Raw genomic sequence first — 21,614 nt, 5'->3', positions numbered from 1 at the left:
ACTTCCAGGTCGGCTCCACCTTCAAGCCGTTCGTCTTCACCTCCGCGGTCGACAACAAGTCCGAGACGCAGGACGGCCGCCTCATCACCCCGAACACGGTGTACGACGGCAACCTCAACACCTCGGGCCAGGGCGGAACCCAGACGGCGGGCGGCTCGGCGGGCGCCTACGGCAGCCAGTGCGCGGCGACCAACAACACAGTCGGACGGCAGTGGTTCGGCGGCAACGGCTTCAACACGCTCCCGACTCGCGGCGGCGAAGGCGGCGGTGGCGGTGGCGGCGGCTACTTCGGCGGTGGCGGCGGCGCCTGCCAGCCCAGCGCGCCGACCCTCAACCCCAACGGCCCCGGCGGCGGCGGTTCCGGCTACAACGGCGGCGCGGGCGTCACCAACTCCTCGATGACCAACGGCGCCAGCCCCACCGCCAACAACCAGGGCGGTGCGGCCCCCGGCACCAGCTCGCCGCAGTACCCCGCCGGGGTCGCGGCCGGCGGCGCGGACTCCCAGAGCGGCGGCAACGGCGCCGTCGTCATCCAGTGGGTCACGCAGACCAAGTTGAGCGTGACGAAGACGGCGTCCCCCAACCCGTACGTCCCCGGCACGCGCGTCACCTACACGGTCACCGTCTCCAACGCGGGCCCGGCCCCGGCGACGAACGCGTCGATCACGGACCAGATCCCGGCCGCCCTCACCGGCGTCACCTGGAACTGCGCGGCCAGCAGCGGCAGTTCATGCGGCGCGGCCTCCGGTACCGGCAACTCCCTCAACACGACGGCGACGCTCGCCGCGAACGGCACGGCCACCTACACGATCGCCGGAAACACCTCCCCCTCGGCGACGGCGTCCCTCAGCAACACGGCGACGGTGACACCCCCGTCCGGCGTCAACGACACGACGTGCGGGGCCAGTTGCTCAGCGACGGCGACGACCCCGGCGGCCCCCGGCGCCGACCTCGTGGCGACGAAGACCGCGAGCACCGCGAACGTCTCCCCCGGCCAGACGTACACGTACACGCTGACTACGACGAACAACGGCCCGTCGACCGCGACGAACGTCCGCATGACCGACACGCTCCCGGACAACGTCCAGTTCCAGTCCGGTTCGGGCTGCACGGCGTCGGGTCAGAGCGTCACCTGCGGCAGCATCGCCTCCCTGGCCCCCGGCGCCACCCAGTCCTGGACGATCACCGTCAAGCTGGCCTCCTCGTACAAGGGCAACGGCTCCGACATCGGCAACACGGCGACGGCCGCGTCCGACACGCCCGACCCCAACACCGCTAACAACACGGCGACTTCGGGCCCGCCGCCGATCGTCGCCCAGTCCGACTACGACGTCACACCGAGCGGCCCCGGCGGGACCGTGGCCCCCGGACAGACGACCACGATCCCGGTCGTCGTGAAGAACAACGGGCCCGCCGACGCCGCCGGGAACGTCACCGTGACGGTGACCCTCCCGGCCGGCGTGACCGCGTCCGGCACCCAGCCCTCGGGCTGCACGGCCAACTCCGACGGCACGGTGGTGACTTGTACGGTCGCCACCCTCACGAGCGGCTCCTCCCTCAACCTCCCGATCAGCGTCCTCGTCTCATCGACGGCTCCCCCCAACAGCACCCTGACCCGGCCTGGCGGCATCGTCGTCACCGGCCCGAACGACAACGTCGCCGCCAACAACACGGCGGACGCGGTCGTCCGGACCTCCGGCGCGGTCAGCGACCTCGCGATCACCAAGACCGCCTCCCCGACGAACGTCAACTACGGTGAGAACACGGTCTTCACGGTCACCGTCACCAACAACGGCCCCAGCGACGCGACGAACGTCCAGCTCACCGACCAACTCCCCAGCGGCCTCACCTATGTGAGCGACGACTCCAACGGCGCCTACACGGGCGGGGTTTGGAAGCCGGGGACCGTCGGCGCCGGGAAGACCGTCACCCTGAAGATCACCGCCAGGGTGACCAGCACGACGGCCCGGACCAACACCGTCACGCAGGCGACGTCCGACTCCACCGACCCGACGCCGTGCGACAGCTCGAACCCGGGCAACTGCGCCTCGGCGACGGTGACTCCGATCGCGGCTGATCTAGCCACGACGAAAACGGCGACCGGCGCTGCGGCGACGGCACCCGGGATCGCGCCGGGCCAGACGTTCACGTACGACCTGAAGGTCACCAACAACGGCCCGTCGCCCGCCGCGCAGGTCGTCGTCACCGACACCCTCCCCGCCCAACTCGCCTTCGTCTCCTCGGCGTCCCGCTGCACCGCGTCGGGCCAGAACGTCACCTGCCCGCAGATCGCGTCCCTCGCGAACGGGGCGAGTCAGACGTTCACGATCACCGTGCGCCTGTCGCCCGCCTACACCGGCAACGGCTCCGACATCGGCAACACGGCCACCTCGACCTCCCCGACCCCCGACCCGACGCCGGGCAACAACACCTCCCCGCCCGCGTCACCGCAGGTCACGGCACCCAAGACGGGGCTGACCGTCTCCAAGACGGGGTCCTCCACGTCGTACCAGCCGGGTGAAACGTTCTCGTACACGGTGACCGTGCAGAACGCGGGCCCGTCCACCGCGCTGCCGACCGTCACGGACCAACTGCCGAGCGGCTTCTCCAGCTTCGGGTGGAACTGCGCGGCCAGCAACGGGAGTTCGTGCGGCGCGGCCTCCGGCACCGGCAACATCTCCGACAAGCCGAGCGTGGCCCCCGGCGGCACGATCACCTACACGATCAGCGGCACCGTCCCCGCCACCACGTCCGGCAACCAGACCAACTCGGCGACCGTGACACCCCCCAACGGCACGACGGACGCCGGGTGTTCACCCTCGTGCACGTCCTCGGTCGTGACCAGCGGGCCGCGCGTGCAGGTGTCGAAGACCTCCTCGCCGGCACCCGCGAAGGCCGGACAGACAGTCACCTACACGGTCACGCTGAGGAACAGCGGCAGCGGGGACGCCAACGCGTTCAAGTTCACCGACGACTTGAGCGACGTCGTGGACGACGCGACCTTCGTCGACGGGTCGATCACCTCAACTCCGGCCGGTGGCACGGGCGGTTACGACAGCGGCACGAAGAAACTGACCTGGACCGGCGCCGTCCCGGCCGGGGCGACCGTCCGCGTGACCTACCAGGTGACCGTGGGCAACCCGCCCGCCGGGAACCAGATCGTGAAGAACGTGGTCTCGGCCCCCGGCACCAACTGCGCACCCGGCTCCACGGATCCGGCCTGCTCCGACGACAACGGCGGCGGCATCCCCCGCCTCACGATCAGCAAGACCAGCGACGCGAGCGGCACCGTGCACCCCGGCCAGAAAGTCACCTACACGGTGACCGTGCGCAACCCCGGCACCGCCACCTACACGGGTGCCACCTGGACGGACGACCTGACGGACGTCGTCGACGACGCGACCTACGGCAACGATGCCTCGGCCACGGTCGGTTCCGTGTCCTACGCGGCCCCCAAGCTCACCTGGAACGGCAACCTCGCGGCGGGCGCGACCGCGACCATCACCTACTCGGCGACCGTGAACCCACCGGCCGCCGGGAACAACCGCCTGGTCAACCAGGTCACTTCGAGCAAGGACGCCGACTGCGCCACCTGCACGACCACCAACGGCGTCGCCGCACTGAAGATTGCGAAGACGGCGTCCGAGGCCAACCCGAAACCGGGCACGAAGGTCACCTACACCGTGACGGCGACGAACACGGGCTCGGCGACGTACACGGGAGCGACGTGGACGGACGACCTGACGGACGTCGTCGACGACGCGGCGTACGGCGGTGACGCCTCGACGTCGTCGGGAACGGTCAAGTACGCGGCACCCAAGCTGACTTGGTCCGGCGACCTCGCGGCGGGCGCCTCGGCCACGACGACCTACTCCGTCACCGTCGACAACCCGGACACCGGCAACAAGAAACTGACCAACTCCGTGACCGGACCCGCCGGTTCGGACTGCACGCCCTGCACGACCACCAGCGCCGTCCCGCAGCTCAAGCTCACGAAGACGTCCAGCCCGGCGAACCCGGCGGCCGGCGACACGGTCACCTACACGGTCGTCGCCGAGAACACGGGCGCGGCGACGTACCAGGGGGCGACCTGGTCCGACGACCTGTCCGACCTGACCGACGACGGCACGTACGACGACGACGCCTCGGCGACGCGAGGCACGGTGAACTACGCGACCCCGAAGCTGACTTGGCGGGGAGATCTCGCCCCCGGCGCCAAGGCGACCACCACCTACTCGGTGAAGCTCGCCAACCCGATGTCCGGCAACAAGAGGCTGACCAACAAGGTCGTCTCGACGTCCGACACCAACTGTCCCGAAGGCGCGACCAGTTCGGACTGCGGCAACCAGAACCCGGTCACCGTCCGCGAGCTGACCATGAAGAAGACGTCGTCCGAAACGGCCCCCAAGCCCGGCGACAAGATCACCTACACGGTCACCGTGGAGAACACGGGGACGGCGGACTATACAGGCGCCTCCTGGTCCGACAACCTGGTCAACCTCCTCGACGACGGCAAGTACAACGGCGACGCCTCGGCCTCCTCGGGAACGCTGAACTACACCTCACCCAAGCTGAGTTGGTCCGGCGACCTGGCCGTCGGCGCCACCGCGACGGTCACCTACACCGTCACCCTGGACGACCCCGACGACGGCGACCAGATCATCAAGAACACCCTGGTCTCCCAGTCCGACGGCTCCAACTGCCCTGCCGACAGTACCGATCCGGCGTGCACGGCGGGCCCGTACGGCATCCCCTCACTCACCATGTCGAAGGTGTCCAGCCCGACGAACCCCCTCCCCGGCGACACCCTCACCTACACGATCAAGCTGACGAACAGCACTGCCACCGACTACCCGGGCGCCACCTTCAGCGACGACCTCTCGGGCGTCCTGGACGAGGGCGTGTGGGCCAACCGCACGACCGCCACCGCCGGTTCGGTCACCTACACCGCGCCCACGGTGAAGTGGACCGGCACGGTCCCCGCCGGCACCACCCAGACGGTCACCTACCAGCTGAACCTCAACGACCCGCGCACCGGCGACGGCGACATGGTCAACACCGTTGTCGGTCCCGCCGGTTCGAACTGCAAGCAGGGCTCCACCGACAACCGCTGCTCCAACGACGTCGGCGGCCTGCCGGAGTTGCACATCACCAAGAGCGTCAGCCCGATGCACCCGGTCGCGGGTGAAAAGGCCACCTACACGGTCCTCGTCGAGAACACCGGCAACGCCCCCTACCGCGGGGCGGTCTGGTCGGACGACCTCGGCCAGGTCCTGGACGACGCGGTGTACGCGAACGACGCCTCGGCGACAGCGGGAACCGTCGAGTACACGGCACCCACACTGAAGTGGTCCGGCGACCTCGCGGCGGGCGCGTCGGCCACGGTGACCTATTCCGTGAGCGTCAACGCGCCGATCAGCGGCGACGGCCGACTCACCAACTCCATTGCGGGACCCCAGGGTTCCAACTGCTCCGCCCGCTCCACCGACCCCGACTGCACGGTGTCCAGCGGGATCGGCATGCTGAAGATCACCAAGACCTACACCCCGCAGGTCGCGACGCCGGGTTCGGTCGTCACGTACAGGGTGACCGTCGAGAACATCGGCACCGGCACCTACCCGAACGCCTCGGGCTACGACGACCTGACCGGGGTCCTGGACGACGCGGTCTACAACGACGACGCCTCGGCCAACGGCGGCTCCGTCAAGTACCAGGAACCGAAGCTAAGTTGGATCGGCGACCTGGCGGCGGGCGACATCGGCGGCGCCACCTACAGCGTCACCGTCAAGGACCCCGACACCGGCGACAAGCACCTCACCAACGGCGTCGTCGGCCCCAAGGGCTCCAACTGCGCCCCCGGTTCGACCGACCCGGCCTGCAAGCCGACCCCGGCGGGCGTCCCCACCCTGAAGATCACCAAGTCGGCCTCCACCAACCGCCCGACGCCGGGCTCGAAGGTCACCTACACGGTCACCGTCGAGAACACCGGCACCGCCACCTACACCGGCGCCACCTGGACGGACGACCTCACGGACGTCGTGGACGACGCGACGTACGGGGGCGACGCGTCGGCGACGTCCGGAACGCTGAAGTACGCGGCACCGAAGCTGACTTGGTCCGGCGACCTCGCGGCAGGCGCCACGGCCACGACGACCTATTCCGTCACCGTGAAGTCGCCGCTAGCCGGAAACGGCAAGCTCGCCAACTCCGTCACCGGCCCACCCGGCTCCAACTGCCAGCCGGACAAGCAGGGTTCGGAGTGCTCCACCGGCGACAACACCGGCGACGGCATCCCTCAGCTCACCCTGACCAAGACGTCCAGCCCGGCCGACCCGGTCCCCGGCACGAAGGTCACCTACACGGTCGTCGCGAAGAACACGGGGACGGCGGTGTACACCGGGGCGACCTGGAGCGACGACCTGACGGGCGTGCTGGACGACGCGACGTACGGGGGTGACGCGTCGGCGACGGCGGGAACGCTGAAGTACGCAGCACCGAAGCTGACTTGGTCCGGTGACCTCGCCCCGGGCGCCTCGGCCACGACGACGTACTCCGTCACCGTCAACGCCCCCGACACCGGCGACCTCACCCTCAAGAACGCCGTCACCGGCCCCAACGGTACGGAATGCAAGGCCTGTTCGACCTCCAGCGGTGTCGGCGTCCTGAAGCTCGGCAAGACCTACAAGCCGGACACGGCGACGCCGGGCTCGAAGCTGACGTACACCGTGACCGTCGAGAACACCGGCACCGGCAGGTACCCGGGCGCCTCCTGGAGCGACGACCTGACGGGCGTCCTGGACGACGCGACCTACGCCAACGACGCCTCGGCGACGGCGGGTTCGGTGTCCTACACGGAGCCCAAGCTGACCTGGTCCGGCGACCTCGCGGCCGGCGCCACCGCCACGGTGACCTACTCCGTGACCGTCCACGACCCCGACACCGGCGACAAACAGCTCGGCAACGGCGTCGTCGGCCCCAAGGGCTCCAACTGCGCCCCCGGTTCGACAGACCCGGCCTGCAAGCCGACCCCGGCGGGCGTCCCCACCCTGAAGATCACCAAGACCGCGTCCACCAACCGCCCGACGCCGGGCTCGAAGGTCACGTACACCGTGACCGTCGAGAACACGGGGACGGCCGCCTACAAGGGCGCCTTCTGGTCGGACGACCTGATGGACGTCGTGGACGACGCGACGTACGGGGGCGACGCGTCGGCGACGTCCGGAACGCTCAAGTACACCGAGCCGACCCTGACTTGGTCCGGCGATCTCGCGGCGGGCGCGTCGGCCACGACGACCTACTCCGTCACCGTCAAGTCCCCCCTCTCCGGAAACGGCAAGCTCACCAACACCGTCACCGGTCCCGCCGGTTCCAACTGCCAGGACGGCAGCAAGGCACCCGAGTGCTCGACGGGCAACCGCCCCGGCAGCGGCATCCCCCAACTCACCCTGAACAAAACGGTGTCGGAGGCCAACCCGAAGCCGGGTTCCGTGGTGACCTACACGGTCGTCGCGAAGAACACCGGGACGGCGGTGTACACCGGCGCGACCTGGACCGACGACCTCACCGGCGTCCTCGACGACGCGACCTACGCGGGCGACGCGTCGGCGACGTCGGGAACGCTGAAGTACGCGGCACCCAAGCTGACTTGGTCCGGTGACCTCGCGGCCGGCGCCTCGGCCACGACGACCTACACCGTCACCGTCAAGAACCCCGACACCGGCGACAAGAAACTCACCAACTCGGTGACGGGCCCCGCCGGTTCGATCTGCTCGCCCTGCACGACCACCAGCGACGTGCCCCAGCTCAAGCTGACCAAGACGTCCAGCCCGGCGAACCCGGCGGCAGGACAGACGGTCACCTACACGATCGTCGCCGAGAACACGGGCGCGGCGACCTACCAGGACGCGACCTGGTCCGACGACCTCACCGACCTGATCGACGACGGGACGTACGCGAACGACGCCTCGGCCTCCTCCGGCGCGGTGAACTACACGGCCCCCAAACTGACTTGGCAGGGCGACCTGGCCCCCGGCGACAAGGCGACCACCACCTACTCGGTGAAACTCGCCAACCCCCTCTCCGGCGACAAGAAGCTCACCAACAAGGTCGTCTCGACGTCCGACACCAACTGCGCCGAAGGCTCCTCCAGTTCGGACTGCGGTGACCAGACCCCGGTCACCGTCCGCGAGCTGACCATGAAGAAGACCGCGTCCGACACGGCCCCCAAGCCGGGGGACAAGGTGACCTACACGGTGACCGTCGAGAACACGGGGACAGCCGCGTACACCGGCGCCTCCTGGTCGGACGACCTGACCGGGCTCCTGGACGACGCGACATACGGCGACGACGCCTCGGCCTCGTCCGGTGTCGTCAAGTACACCTCCCCGACGCTCAGTTGGAGCGGTGACCTCGCGCCGGGCGCCAAGGCGACCATCACCTACAGCATCACCCTCAAGGACCCCGACACCGGCGACCAGACCCTCAAGAACACCCTGGTCTCCCCATCGGACGGCGCCAACTGCCGTTCGGACAGCACTGATCCGGCGTGCACGGCGGGCCCGTACGGCATCCCGTCGCTGACGCTGGTGAAGACCGTCTCCCCGGGCGACCCGCTCCCCGGCGACACCGTCACCTACACCGTCACCGTCCAGAACACGGGCAAGGCCGACTACCCCGGCGCCACCGTCAGCGACGACCTCACCGACATCCTCGACAGCGCGACCTGGCTCGACAGGACGACGGCGACGACCGGCACCGTCACCTACACGCAGCCGACGCTGCGGTGGACCGGCACCGTCAAGGCGGGCGCCACCGAGACGTTCACCTATGCGCTGAAGCTGAACAACCCCAGGACCGGTGACGACAGACTCGTCAACACCCTTGTCGGACCGGCCGGTTCGAACTGCAAGAAGGGCTCCACCGACAACCGCTGCTCGGCCGCCATCGACGGCCTGCCCGAACTGCACCTCACGAAGAAGGCGTCCCCCACCCAGCCGGTCGCCGGCGGGAAGACCACGTACACGGTCACCGTCCAGAACACGGGAAGCGTGGCCTACAAGGACGCGGTGTGGACGGACGACCTGACGGGCGTCCTGGACGACGCGGTGTACGCGGGCGACGCGTCGGCGACGTCGGGAACGCTGAAGTACGCGGCACCCAAGCTGACTTGGTCCGGTGACCTCGCGGCCGGCGCCTCGGCGACCGTCACCTACTCCGTCACCGTCAACTCCCCCCGCACCGGCGACGGCAAGCTGTCCAACGCCCTCACCGGCCCCCAGGGCTCCAACTGCGAGTCCGGCTCCACGGACCCCGACTGCTCGACCTCCAGCGGCATCGGCGCCCTGAAGATCGCGAAGACCTACAGCCCCCAAGTCGCCGTCCCCGGCGGCAAGATGACCTACACGGTCACCGTCGAGAACACCGGCACCGGCACCTACCCGGGCGCCACCTTCACCGACGACCTGACGGGCGTCCTGGACGACGCGACGTACGGCGACTCCTCGGCCACCTCCGGCGCAGTCAACTACAAGTCCCCCAAGCTGACTTGGACCGGCGACCTCGCGACCGGCGACAAGGCGACCGTCACCTACACCGTCACCCTCAAGGACCCCGCCACCGGCGACCAGCGCCTCACCAACACCGTCGTCGGTCCGACCGGCTCCAACTGCGCCCCCGGCTCCACGGATCCGGCCTGCGCACCGACCCCCGCCGGCGTCCCCTCCCTGGAGATCAGCAAGACGTCCTCCGCGAACCGCCCGACGCCGGGCACGAAGGTGACGTACACCGTGACCGTCAAGAACACGGGCACGGCGACCTACACGGGCGCCACCTTCACCGACGACCTGACAGGCGCCCTGGACGACGCGGCGTACGGGGCCGACGCCTCGGCCACTGCTGGATCCGTCAAGTACGCGTCACCCAAGCTGACTTGGACGGGCGATCTCGCCCCCGGCGCCTCCGCGACCGTCACCTACTCCGTCACCATCGACACCCCCGACACCGGCGACGGCAAACTCACCAACGCCGTCACCGGACCACCTGGCTCCAACTGCCAGGAAGACAAGCGGGGTTCGGAGTGCTCCACCGGTGACAAGACCGGCGACGGCATCCCCCAGCTCTCCCTGACCAAGACCGTCAGCCCCGCGCACCCGGTCCCGGGGACCAAGGTCACCTACACCGTCGTGGCCAAGAACACCGGCACCGCCGTCTACGAGAACGCCTCCTGGTCCGACGACCTGACCGACGTCATCGACGACGCGACGTACGGGAACGACGCCTCGGCGACCCTCGGTACCGTGAAGTACGCGGCACCGAAGCTGAGTTGGACAGGCGACCTCCCGGCCGGCGCCTCCTCGACCGTCACCTACACCGCGACGGTGCGGAACCCGGACCCCGGCAACAAGACCCTGGCGAACTCGGTCGTCGGCCCCGACGGCTCCAACTGCGCGCAAGGCAAGCAGAGTTCGTCCTGCTCCACCAGCACCGGCTCCCCGCAGCTGGCCCTCGCCAAGACCTACACCCCGAGCAACCCCCTGCCCGGCCAGAAGGTCACGTACACGATCACCGCCCGCAACACGGGGACCGCCGAGTACAAGGGCGCGACGTGGACGGACGACCTGACCGGCGTCCTGGACGACGCGGTGTACGGCGACGACGCCACGGCTTCCCTGGGCAGCACGGCGTACAACGACCCGAAGCTCACCTGGACCGGCGACGTCCCCGCAGGCCGGACGGCCACCGTCACCTACACCGTCACCCTCAAGGACCCGGCGACCGGCGACAAGGAGCTCAGCAACGCCGTCACCGGCACCCCGGACATGACCTGCGCCGACGGCACCCCCGGCCCCATCTGCTCGTCCAGAAAGGGCGGCATCCCGGCCCTGACGATCACCAAGTCGGCCTCCAGCACCACCCCGGTCCCCGGCCAGAAGGTCACCTACACGGTCACCGTCGAGAACACCGGTCGGGGGACCTACCCGGACGCGCTGATCACCGACGACCTGACGGACGTGCTGGACGACGCGGCGTACGGGGATGACGCGGCGGCGTCGTCAGGATCGGTCAAGTACACGCGGCCGAAGCTGAGTTGGACCGGTGACATCCCCGCCGGTGACACCGTCACCCTCACCTACTCCGTCACCGTCGACAACCCGGTCAAGGGAGACGGCAAGCTCGCGAACTCCGTGACCGGCCCGGCGGGTTCCAACTGCCGGTCCGGCAAGCAGAGTTCCGACTGCTCCACCGGCGACAAGCCTGGCAACGGCATCCCCCAGCTCAAGCTGAAGAAGTCCGTCAGCTCCGGCACCGCCACCCCCGGCTCGAAGGTGACGTACACGATCACCGCACAGAACACCGGCACGGCCACCTACACGGGGGCGACCTGGTCGGACGACCTCAGCGGCGTCCTGACCGACGCGGTGTACGGGGACGACGCTTCCGCGACGGCGGGTTCGGTGTCGTACACGTCCCCGACGCTGAAGTGGTCCGGTGACCTGGCCGCCGGCGCCTCGGCGACCGTCACCTACTCGGTCACCCTCAACAGCCCGACGACGTCCACGAGTTCACTCACCAACAAGGTCACTTCCACCGCCGACACCAACTGCCCGGCCGGCACGTCGAACTCCGACTGCGCCACCACCCTCGGCGTCCCCCAGTTCTCCCTCACCAAGACCGCCTCGACGAACCACCCCCTCCCGGGCCAGGAGGTCACCTACACGGTGACCGCGCAGAACACGGGGTCGGTGGAGTACAAGGGGGCGTCCTGGACGGACGACTTGACCGATGTCCTCGACGACGCGACGTACGGCGACTCCTCGGCCACCTCAGGTTCCGTGAAGTACACCGCACCGAAGCTGAGTTGGACCGGAGACATCCCCGTCGGCGGCTCGGTGACCATCACCTACACCGTCAAGGTCAAGTCGGACCCCACCCAGTTCGGCGACCGCGTCCTCACGAACGCGATCACCTCCACCTCCCCCGGCAACAACTGCGCCACCGCCACCAACGCGGGCTGCTCGACGACCTCCAGCGAGATCCCCGTCCTGAGGATCGTCAAGTCCCAGACGACACCCACCGTGTTGCCGGGCGCCAAGGTCGAGTACAAGGTCACCGTCGAGAACCCGACCACCTCCGACTACCCCGGCGCGTCCTGGCGGGACGACCTCACCGGAGTCCTGGACGACGCGGCTTACGGCAACGACGCGACGGCGACCGGGGGTTCGGTCTCCTACGCCGAGCCCGTGCTGAAGTGGGCCGGTGACGTGCCCGCCGGTTCGACCGTCACCATCACCTACTCGGTGACCGTCGACACCGTGGACAAGGGCGACGGCAAGCTCGCCAACGCGGTCGTCGCCGGGGTGCCCGGCACCAACTGCTCTGCGGGGTCCGGTGATGCGCGGTGCAAGACCGGCGGCAACTCCACCAACCTCGTCCCGCACCTGAAGATCGTGAAGACGACCACCGCGGTGAATCCGCGGCCCGGGGACGACCTGGCGTACAAGGTCGTCGTCACCAACGACAGCGGGGCCGACTATCCCGGGGCCACCTTCAGTGACCAAATCGTCGAAGGGGCTGGGCTGTTGAACGCGGCGCGTGTCGCCGGGCCGACGGCGAGTTCGGGGGCGGTGACGGTCGGTTCCGGGACGCGGTTCACCTGGAAGGGCGATGTGGCTGCCGGGGAGTCGGTGACCGTAACCTACACCTATCGGGCCAACGCGGTTCCCGGCAGCGGGAGTCGGCGGATCGTCAACGAGGTGACCGACGCGAGCGCCGGTACGACCTGCTACGGGAACACTGCGGGTGGCGCGTATCCGGACGGGTGCGGGGCTGAAGTCACCGGCCCCGAGTACGAGTTCGGCGAAGCGCCCGACAGCTACGGCACGACCCTGCGGGCCAACGGGCCGTACCACGTCATCGTCCCCAACCTGTGGCTGGGCAAGGGGAGTTACGCCGACACGGACGGGCGTCCGTTGGGGCCCCGGCTGTCCGAGGGCGGCCGTGGTCCGCGGTCCCTCCCGGTCGCGTACTCCGGTGGCACCGGGTACTCCACGACCGTCGACCTCACCAACACGACCGGCAAGACCGCGGTACTGGCGGCCTGGCTCGACACCGACTTCAACGGACGGTTCGATCCGGGTGAGCGGATCCTGCGCCGGATCCCGAGCGGGACGACCTCAACCGACCTTGCGTGGACCGGTGTTCGGTTCGCCGAGACCGGGACGACGTACCTGCGGCTGCGGCTCTACGGCGACCAGGTCGCCGTCGGCCACGACCCCGACCTGCCCGCCGGCGAGACGCTCGACCGTGCGCTGTCCGTCCGGCGCGCACTGCCTCCCGCCGACCCGTCTCCCCACGGGTACGGGGGTGAGGGGCAGGTCGAGGACTTCGCGGTGAAGGTCGACGCGGGCAAGCTCAACGTCCGTATCACGTCCGACAACGGGCATCCCCGCCCTGGCGACAAGGTCACGTACACGGTGACCGTGTGCAGCGCGACCGGCGTGCCCTACGCCGGGGCGACCGCCGCCGCCGACCTCACTCAGGTGCTGAAGTACGCGTCGTACAACGAGGATGCGGGTGCCTCCGACGGGTCGGTGAAGTACGGGCGCCCGAAGGTGAGTTGGACCGGGACGGCGCCCGCTGACTGCTCGCATCCGGTGCGGATCACGTTCTCCGTGACCTACGGGCGCCATCACGCGCCGTCGGGGACCGTCGTCGACGTCCCCGTGGTCGGGGGTCCTGGTGCCAGCAACTGCCCTGCCGGGTCCGGGGCGTCCGAGTGCCATGCGACGGCCGTCCTCAGGGGTGGCGGGCAGTTGCCCGACACCGGTGGCGGACGGGGGCTGTCTCCCCTGTGGGGCTGGGCGGCGATCGCCTCGGTGACGTCCGGTCTGTTGATCTGCCTGGTGATGTGGCTGCGTCGCCGGCGGGGTTGGAGGGGTGTGCGATGAGGAAGCGGGTGATCGCGGCGGGGGTGGCCCTGGCGGCGGGGCTGTCCATGATGGTGCCGGGGGTGGCGGCGTTCGAGCGGGCCGGTGAGGGCAGGGGCATGACAATCCTGCTGATGGGTGTCGACGACCGTTCGAAGCTGACCCGCGACGAACTGCGCACGTACCACGCGGGCGGGGAGGCATGCCACTGCACGGACACCCTCATGCTCGTCCACATCTCCGCCGGACAGGACCGTGTGAGTGTCCTGAGCCTCCCCCGGGACTCCCTCGCCCGCATCCCGGCCCACCGGGACCCCGGCTCCGGCGACTGGGTCCCCGAACACGACGCGAAAATCAACGCCGCGTTCAAGGAGGGCGGGCCCGCCCTCTCCGTCCGCACGGTGGAATCCATGACGGGCCTGGAAATCGACCACTACCTCCAGCTCGACTTCCGCCGCTTCATCGACGCCGTAAACGCGGCCGGCGGCATCTCCGTATGCCCCACCCACCCCATCAAGGACCCCGGCACCAAACTCTCCCTCCCCCCTGGCACCCACCACCTCAACGGCGGCCGGTCCCTCCAATACGTCCGCTCCCGAAAATTCGACGGCGCCGCCGACCTGGGCCGAGTCCAACGCCAACAGCGTTTCCTGGTAGCCGTCTTGAAACGCCTCCACTCCAACCCGGTAGACCTCCTGCTCCTCAGCCGCACCCTCCTCGGCACCACCAAAATCGACCAGTCCTTCACCCCCACCACCCTGGCCTCCCTCGCAAAAACCCTCACCCACCTGCCCCCCTCCTCCACAGAATTCGCCACCGTCCCCATCGCCGGCTTCAACAACAACATCCCCGGCATCGGCTCCACCCTCGCCTGGGACCAGCCCCACGCAACCGACGTCTTCACCCGCCTCCGCGAAGACCACCCTTTGACTCCACCGGGCTCCACGGAACGCCCCTCTGACGTACCTGAGCTGACGGCATACGAACCGGTCCGGGGCACGACGATGGCATGCGACTGAGCCCACCTGCCGCCGTCCGCCACCTGTGCTTCTACTCAACTGGGACGCCAACTCGCGACGCCGTCCCGCCCACCTGCCCGGCGAACAGGCCCGAAATCCGAGTCCGCCCCGCCATCCACCCCGTACGCACGGAATACTGGGTCACATGGTTCAGCAGTCGTCTCCTGATCCCACCCCCTCCGTCGAGGACGTACTGCATGAGCGGTACGCCCGACGCCTCCCCGCTGCCCTGGACGACCTCACCGGCCCGGACCACGGCTCGGTCGAGCTACCGCTGCACATTGTCTGGTCAGGCATGCGCACGTACGACCTGGACCGCCCTCGACAGTGCATGGGCCTCTACCGGACGGTACTCGCCGAAGGACAGCGCGCCGACATCACCCACTTCCTGAACCGTGACCTGCTGCTCGTCCAGTGGCCGGTGATGAGGACCATGATCAGCCGGCACGTCCGAGAGGTCTGGGAGTCCGCGTTCCCCGAACTCGAACACCAGGCACCGGCAGCAGCGTGAAGATCACGGCACTCCACCGCAGGCTTCTCGCGGACGTCGTCACGATCGGCACCCTGTATCCGCCGCGCAGGCCCACGGACTGGTGGACCGAATGAGCCAGGGCATCGACGTCGCGACTGAGAACCCCGCCCAGATGGCGACCATCGTCGACGACTTGGTACGTGGACTGACGGAGCGTGGCTGGCAGGTCGACCTCGTCAGTGTCGACCCACTCGCCGCCCGCCTGATGGCGACCAGTCCCGACACCGGCGAGGAGTGCGAGATCGACGTCCTCAAGGAAAATCTGTGGGCACAGCCGACCCTCACTCCGTACGGCCCTGTCCTCGGCCTTGACGATGTGATCGGCACCAAGGTCCGCGCCTTGGCGGACCGCGCCGCACCCCGGGACTTCATCGACGTACACGCAGCCGCCTACGATCACACGATCGCGGACCTCGAACGACTCGGCGAGCGCCACGGCCGGGGCCAGTTCCGCCTCGACGACCTTCGCGACCGCCTCGGCACCGCCGAGTGGATCGATGACGCGGAATTCGAGGCGTACGGCCTGTCAGCGGCCGAGACGGCAGAGCTGAGGCGATGGGCCCAGAACTGGGTCACCGACCTCGAACACAGGCTCAACATGGACGACGACACCGACACTGACCGAATACAGCACCACCCCCACTACCCCTCCCCAGCCAGCGCAGAATGCACAGCCCGAGCCACCCGCTGAATAGTCGTCACCCCGTATTTCATACTCGCGTTCCCGTGCGACAGCACAGTGATCGTGTAAGTCCGGTCAGCCCCGATGAACACCCCACTGCTGTGCACCCGCCACCCGAAACTCTCGCGCGGAAGCCACCCGTTCTTGACATAGACCTTCACTCCCGCAGGAGCCCCCTCGGTCGTCCCCCAGCTCTGGGATTTCACGACCTTGCTCATCAGGTCCAGCGCGTAGGACCGCGAGGCCGCGTCGAGTACCTCGTTCTGGTCGACCAAGAGTGCTGTCAGGCGCTGCTGATCTCGGGCGGTGATTTGGGTGAGGCCCCAATAGCCGTAGGGATTCGGCTCGGTCTGGGTCATCTTCGCGGCTGTCAGGAACCGCCGGACTTTCGCCACACCCAGCTGACTCCACAGAGTGTTGGTCGCGGAATTCGACGACCGAGTGATCATCGAGGACGTCAGCGACCTCTCCTTCGAGGTGAGTTCCCGCCCCGCCCGCTGGGCGTCCCACAGCAGCGTGCCGAGGACGGTCACCTTGACGACGCTGGCCGCGTCGAACGCGTACGTGCTGCGCAGCGCGCACCGCGTGTCGGACGTCCGTTCGTGGAGGGCGACGGCGACGGTGCCGCGTCGACCGGAGAGGGCCCGCGTGATCCCGTCGCGCAGCTTAGAGGCCAACCCCCGCTGCCCTGACGTGCAGGTCACACCGGCCAAGGCATCAGCCGAAGGGGCCGGTACCAGCACCAGCAGGCACGCGGACAGGACCTGCGCGCACCACCCCACCCCCCTCATTCGGGATCAGGATTCGGCGGCGGCCCGACCTCCCCGACCGGAGCCGGGTCACCCCACGGCACAGGCGTCACGTACGGCACGTTCCGCGCGGTCCCCGGTTTCACCCCGTACACGAAGACGGCGTCCTCCAGCTCAAGGACGTCCCAGAGCCGGCGGGCGTCCGTGAGGCGGAGATTCACGCACCCGTGGGACCCCCCGGAGAAAAGGTCGCCGTACGTGCCGTGAAAGGCCTGACCTCCGTCGAAGAACTGTGAATAAGGCATGGGGGCGTTGTCGTAAAGGCTGGAATAGTGATCCAGATCCCGCCAGTAGACCCGATGCCACCCCGTTCTGGTCTCGGCCCCGTCCCGCCCGGACCGTACGGGAACGACCCCATAGACGACCCGCTTCCCCTCCTGCACCCACATCAACTGCCGAGTGAGATCGACACAGGCCACCCGATAACTCCGCACCGGACACTTCCCCCCGGCATTGGGATTCGGCCGCGCCTCCACGACGAGCATCGTCCGGTAAGTCCCCAGCCCCGCATATCCATCAGCAGGCGCCACCCCGTTCCGCTGCTGAAACCGCTGGACGGCCAGACAATCCCCCGGCGACTGCACCCCGTCCACCCGCAACCCCAAATGCCGCTCCATCTCCCGCTGATAGGGCCCGGTGGCAACCCGGCAAGCCGCAGGCGCGGCCACCGCCCCTGGAGACACCACACCCCCCACCAGAACGAACGCCCCTCCGGCCACCCCCCACCGCCACCAACGCCGCACCCTCACCACCTCCAGCCACCGAGACCATGTCCCGAAATCCCTCCCACCCCCACCCTCCCCTCACGCGACACCCCACTGAATTCCCCCCGATCGGCGGACGGGAGGGTGCTTGACATCCCGGCGCCCCCGCATCCCCACACCCCGGCCCCACAAACTCACGACAACTCCACCCCCCTGATCAACTCCCGATGCACCTCCTGCAACTCCACCGGCAACGCATCCGTCCGAAACCACCGAGCCTCCAGAATCTCGAACGGATCGATCTTCAACGTCCCCCCGACATACACCGCCTCATACGCCATCTCCACCCGAAGCCGATAACCACTCCGCACCCGCACCAACCGCCCCGCCACCACATCCAACCCCGTCTCCTCCTTCACCTCCCGCACCACCGTCGACGGAAACTCCTCCCCCTTGACGGCGAATCCGGTAGGCAACCCCCACGGCCGCTCCGGCGGCCACATCCGATGCTTCAGCAACAACACCTCGCCGGCATCGTTCCGCACCACCCCCGTCACCCCCACCACGAACTTCGCGTGCGCGAACCAGAGGATCCGCCACTGCACAGAGCCACGAAGGAGCCGCCACAACCGGGCGACGAGTCGCTTCACGGATACGCCTCTCGTCGGACGACATGCTCAAGTCGCCTGTCCGGCCAGTATGTTTCACGTGAAACGACGACCAAGGGGGCGGGGCCATGGGTGAGCATCAGCAGCCGGTGAGATGGGCGGAGACCGCCCTGGTGACCCTGACCGGCTTCGCGTTGATCGGAGTCGCCGGGGCGTTCCTGTGGCTGTTGGACGGCGACAGCGGCATGCTCCCCTTCCCCGTGCTGATACTGCTCACGCAGTGGTTCTTCAGCCGGCACCGGTTCTGGGGAGCCGGAGTGGCGGCAGGAGTCGTCGGGACGGCAGGCGGGGTCCTGTTGCTCGAACCCCTGCGGGACCAGTTCGACAGACTTGCCGCGGACGCCCTCTTGGTCGCATTCATGCTGGTCATCGCCATGATCACCTTCACCCTCGGTACCCGCCTCCGCAAGGCGAAGCGCACGCTTCCCTCCTGAACTTGCCGCGCGGCAAGGAGAGATACGGTAAAGTTCTTTACCGAATACTTACAGCTGTCCGCACACCTCAGCTGTCCGCGTGAAGGGGGGCGTTTCCATGTACCAGGGCATCCGTACCGTCCGTGTCGACAACGCCGCCCGCGACGGCGTTCCTGATACCGGCCGCAGCCTCTAACCGCTGCCCCCGCCCCCGCCGCCGTCCGTAGAACACCGGACGCCCCGGCCCGGCCCACGCCGCCATCACCCACACCCCGCACCCACACCCCACCCCCTGCCGTACGAGTACGACGCGCGCCCACCCCCCCCCGGGGACCGGCCCGCGTCGGCACAGACGCCCGCGACCTGAACCGAATCGACGGAGGTCAGACGCCCGTGCACGACACCACAGCCATGCTCATAGAACTCGGGGCGATCATCCTCGCCCTGGGCCTGCTCGGCCGACTGGCCGGACGCATCGGGTTCTCCCCGATCCCCCTCTACCTGCTCGCCGGACTCGCCTTCGGCCAGGGCGGACTGCTCCCGTTCGAGGCGAGCGAGAGCTTCATCTCGACCGGCGCCGAGATCGGCGTCATCCTGCTGCTCCTCATGCTGGGCCTGGAGTACAGCGCGTCCGAGCTGGTCACGACGCTGAAGACGCAGTACCCCTCCGGCGCCGTCGACTTCGTCCTCAACGCGACCCCCGGCGCGGTGATGGCACTGCTGCTCGGCTGGGGCCCGGTCGCGGCCGTCGCGCTCGCCGGCGTCACCTGGATCTCGTCGTCCGGGGTGATAGCCAAGGTCCTCGGGGAGCTGCGCCGCCTCGGCAACCGGGAGACGCCGGTGGTGCTCGGCGTGCTGGTCCTGGAGGACCTCGCGATGGCCGTCTACCTGCCGATCCTGACGGCCGTCCTCGCCGGGGTCAGCCTCGCGGGCGGCGCGGTGACGCTGCTGATCTCGCTGGGCACCGTCGGCGCGGTGCTGTACGTCGCGCTGCGGCACGGCCGTCTCGTCAGCCGCGCGGTCGCCTCCGACAACGCCGAGCTGCTGCTGCTCGTCGTCCTCGGCCTGACGCTGCTGGTCGCCGGGCTCGCGCAGCAGTTGCAGGTGTCGGCGGCGGTCGGCGCGTTCCTCGTCGGGATCGCGCTGTCCGGTGAGGTCGCGGAGGGCGCGGGGAACCTCATCACGCCGCTGCGGGACCTCTTCGCCGCCGTCTTCTTCGTCTTCTTCGGCCTGCACACCGACCCGCACGCGATCCCCCCGGTCCTGCTCCCGGCCCTCGCGCTCGCGCTGGTCACCACCGCGACGAAGATCGCGACCGGCTACTGGGCCGCCCGCCGCGCGGGCATCTCCGTCCCGGGCCGCTGGCGGGCCGGTGGAGTCCTCGTCGCACGCGGCGAGTTCTCCATCGTCATCGCCGGCCTCGCGGTCGGCACCGAACCCCGCATCGGCCCCCTGGCCACCGCCTACGTCCTGATCCTCGTCCTCCTCGGCCCCCTCACCGCCCGCTGGACCGAACCCCTCGCCCGCCGCCTGACGAAGACGACGACAGCGCGCACCACGCGCCAGAGGGAGGCGGCACATGCGAGCGGCTGAGAGAACGACGATACGGACGGCGTCCGGAGCGAGCCGCCCCCGCCCGCAGACCGTCACTCGCACCACCCGCCGCACCCCCCTGCATCCGAACCCCGCCCCAGCGCGTCGTACGCAGCAGACGACGACAGAGGGGGCGTACGGGGTGGAAGGCGTTCTCGGGGGAGCGGAGACACACGTCTTCGTCGAAGGGTTCGCGGAGATCCTCGCGGACGCGGCGACGACCGGCCGTCGCCTGACACGGGGGGAACTGGAGTCACGGCGGGCGCTGGGCGCGCGAGCCGCCGAGGCGGGGCTGGCCTGGCGCCCCCTGGTGCGCGCGTACCTCAGCGCGGGCCGGGAGAACCGCCCCGAGAAGGCCGATCTGGACGACGTCCTGAGCGTCGTCGAACAGGCCGTGGACGCCTTCTCCGACGGGTACGAGCGCGCACAGCGGCTCGTCGTGCGCAAAGAGGAGGCCGCGCGCCGCGAGTTCATCGACGACCTCCTCGCCGGGCACGGCGACCCCGGCCAACTCGCCGCCCGCTCCGAACGGTTCGGTCTGCGCCTGTCCCGTGCGCACGCCGTCGCCGTGGCGACCGGGGGCGAGGCGTACGAGGAGACCGACCCCGTGCCACGCCAGGTCGCCGCCGAACTCTTCGCCCGGTTCGAGCACCGGCGCATCCTGTTCACCACCAAGGACGGCCGCATGGTGTGCGTCGCGCCGGGCGACCAGGAGGACGTCCTCGTCCACTTCGCGAAGCTGGTCCACACAGCCACCGGCGGCACCGGACAGGTCGCCGTGGGCCGGACCCGGACGGGTGCGGTCGGCATCGGCCACTCGTACGAGGAGGCGCTGAACGCCCTCGACGTCGCCCAGCGGATGGGATTCGACGAACCCTTGCTACGCGCCGCCGATCTCCTCGTCTTCCCGGTGCTGGCCCGCGACCGGCAGGCGCTGATGGACCTCGTCCAGCACACGCTGGTCCCGCTGGAGGAGGCGCGCGGCGGGGCCCGGCCGCTGCTCGACACACTCGCCGCCTACTTCGACACGGGCTGCGTCGCCGCTGCCGCCGCGCGTGAACTCTCACTCAGCGTGCGGGCGTTGACGTACCGGCTGGAGCGGGTCCACTCCCTCACCGGCGTCGACCCCACAGACCCCACGCACCGATACACCCTCCAAACCGCCGTCATCGGGGCGAGACTGCTCAACTGGCCCTCCAGGCCCCTGAGCTGAGCCGGAGTGGGAGAATTCCCGGGTCCCCGTGCGGTGTCGGACGGGCGGGAGAAGGA

8 protein-coding genes and 2 pseudogenes are annotated in these 21,614 nt (G+C 69.2%); 7 read left to right on the top strand and 3 right to left on the bottom strand.

The window, feature by feature from the left end; genetic code table 11:
* Positions 1–398: 398 nt before the first annotated feature.
* The 4 genes and pseudogenes from ACVNF4_RS06730 to ACVNF4_RS06715 form a co-directional block, all read left to right on the top strand.
* Positions 399–13,946 carry a DUF7927 domain-containing protein gene (locus ACVNF4_RS06730; protein ID WP_461801747.1) on the top strand — a complete coding sequence of 4,516 codons (13,548 nt, stop codon included), beginning with the start codon at positions 399–401 and terminating at the stop codon, positions 13,944–13,946.
* Positions 13,943–14,944, top strand: coding sequence for an LCP family protein (locus ACVNF4_RS06725; protein ID WP_461801746.1), 1,002 nt, complete (start codon positions 13,943–13,945; stop codon positions 14,942–14,944). Before ACVNF4_RS06730 ends, ACVNF4_RS06725 begins: the two co-directional genes overlap by 4 nt.
* Positions 14,945–15,089: 145 nt before the next feature.
* Entirely contained in the window at positions 15,090–15,455 is a 366-nt protein-coding gene (locus tag ACVNF4_RS06720) for a hypothetical protein (protein WP_461801745.1), read from the top strand.
* Positions 15,452–16,086: pseudogene (locus tag ACVNF4_RS06715) on the top strand (nucleotidyl transferase AbiEii/AbiGii toxin family protein); the annotation flags it as partial. The gene ACVNF4_RS06720 and the pseudogene ACVNF4_RS06715, both read left to right, overlap by 4 nt.
* A gap of 32 nt (positions 16,087–16,118) precedes the next feature.
* Here ACVNF4_RS06715 and ACVNF4_RS06710 read toward each other — a convergent pair.
* From ACVNF4_RS06710 to ACVNF4_RS06700, 3 genes and pseudogenes are all read right to left on the bottom strand, one after another.
* Positions 16,119–16,835 (bottom strand): serine hydrolase, encoded by a 717-nt coding sequence (locus tag ACVNF4_RS06710; protein WP_461801744.1) that lies wholly within the window; start codon positions 16,833–16,835, stop codon positions 16,119–16,121.
* 200 nt (positions 16,836–17,035) lie between these two features.
* Positions 17,036–17,665, bottom strand: a pseudogene (locus ACVNF4_RS06705) (L,D-transpeptidase family protein); the annotation flags it as partial.
* Between the two features lie 200 nt (positions 17,666–17,865).
* Positions 17,866–18,321, bottom strand: a complete 456-nt coding sequence (locus ACVNF4_RS06700; protein ID WP_461801743.1) for an NUDIX domain-containing protein — start codon at positions 18,319–18,321, stop codon at positions 17,866–17,868.
* 86 nt (positions 18,322–18,407) lie between these two features.
* On the opposite strand from ACVNF4_RS06700, the gene ACVNF4_RS06695 reads away from it, so the two are divergent.
* The 3 genes from ACVNF4_RS06695 to ACVNF4_RS06685 all read left to right on the top strand — a co-directional run bounded on the left by ACVNF4_RS06695 (position 18,408) and on the right by ACVNF4_RS06685 (position 21,558).
* Entirely contained in the window at positions 18,408–18,773 is a 366-nt protein-coding gene (locus ACVNF4_RS06695) for a hypothetical protein (RefSeq protein WP_461801742.1), read from the top strand.
* A 372-nt stretch (positions 18,774–19,145) separates the two neighbouring features.
* Positions 19,146–20,345, top strand: a complete 1,200-nt coding sequence (locus tag ACVNF4_RS06690; protein ID WP_461801741.1) for a cation:proton antiporter — start codon at positions 19,146–19,148, stop codon at positions 20,343–20,345.
* A complete protein-coding gene (locus tag ACVNF4_RS06685) occupies positions 20,332–21,558 on the top strand; it encodes a PucR family transcriptional regulator (protein ID WP_461801740.1) in 1,227 nt (408 codons plus the stop codon). The genes ACVNF4_RS06690 and ACVNF4_RS06685 overlap by 14 nt, the downstream gene beginning before the upstream one ends.
* Positions 21,559–21,614 lie beyond the last annotated feature (56 nt).

Source organism: Streptomyces sp. S6, from assembly GCF_054880855.1.
The sequence above is the reverse complement of the archived record's forward strand: the minus strand, read 5'-3'. Positions and strand labels throughout refer to the sequence as shown.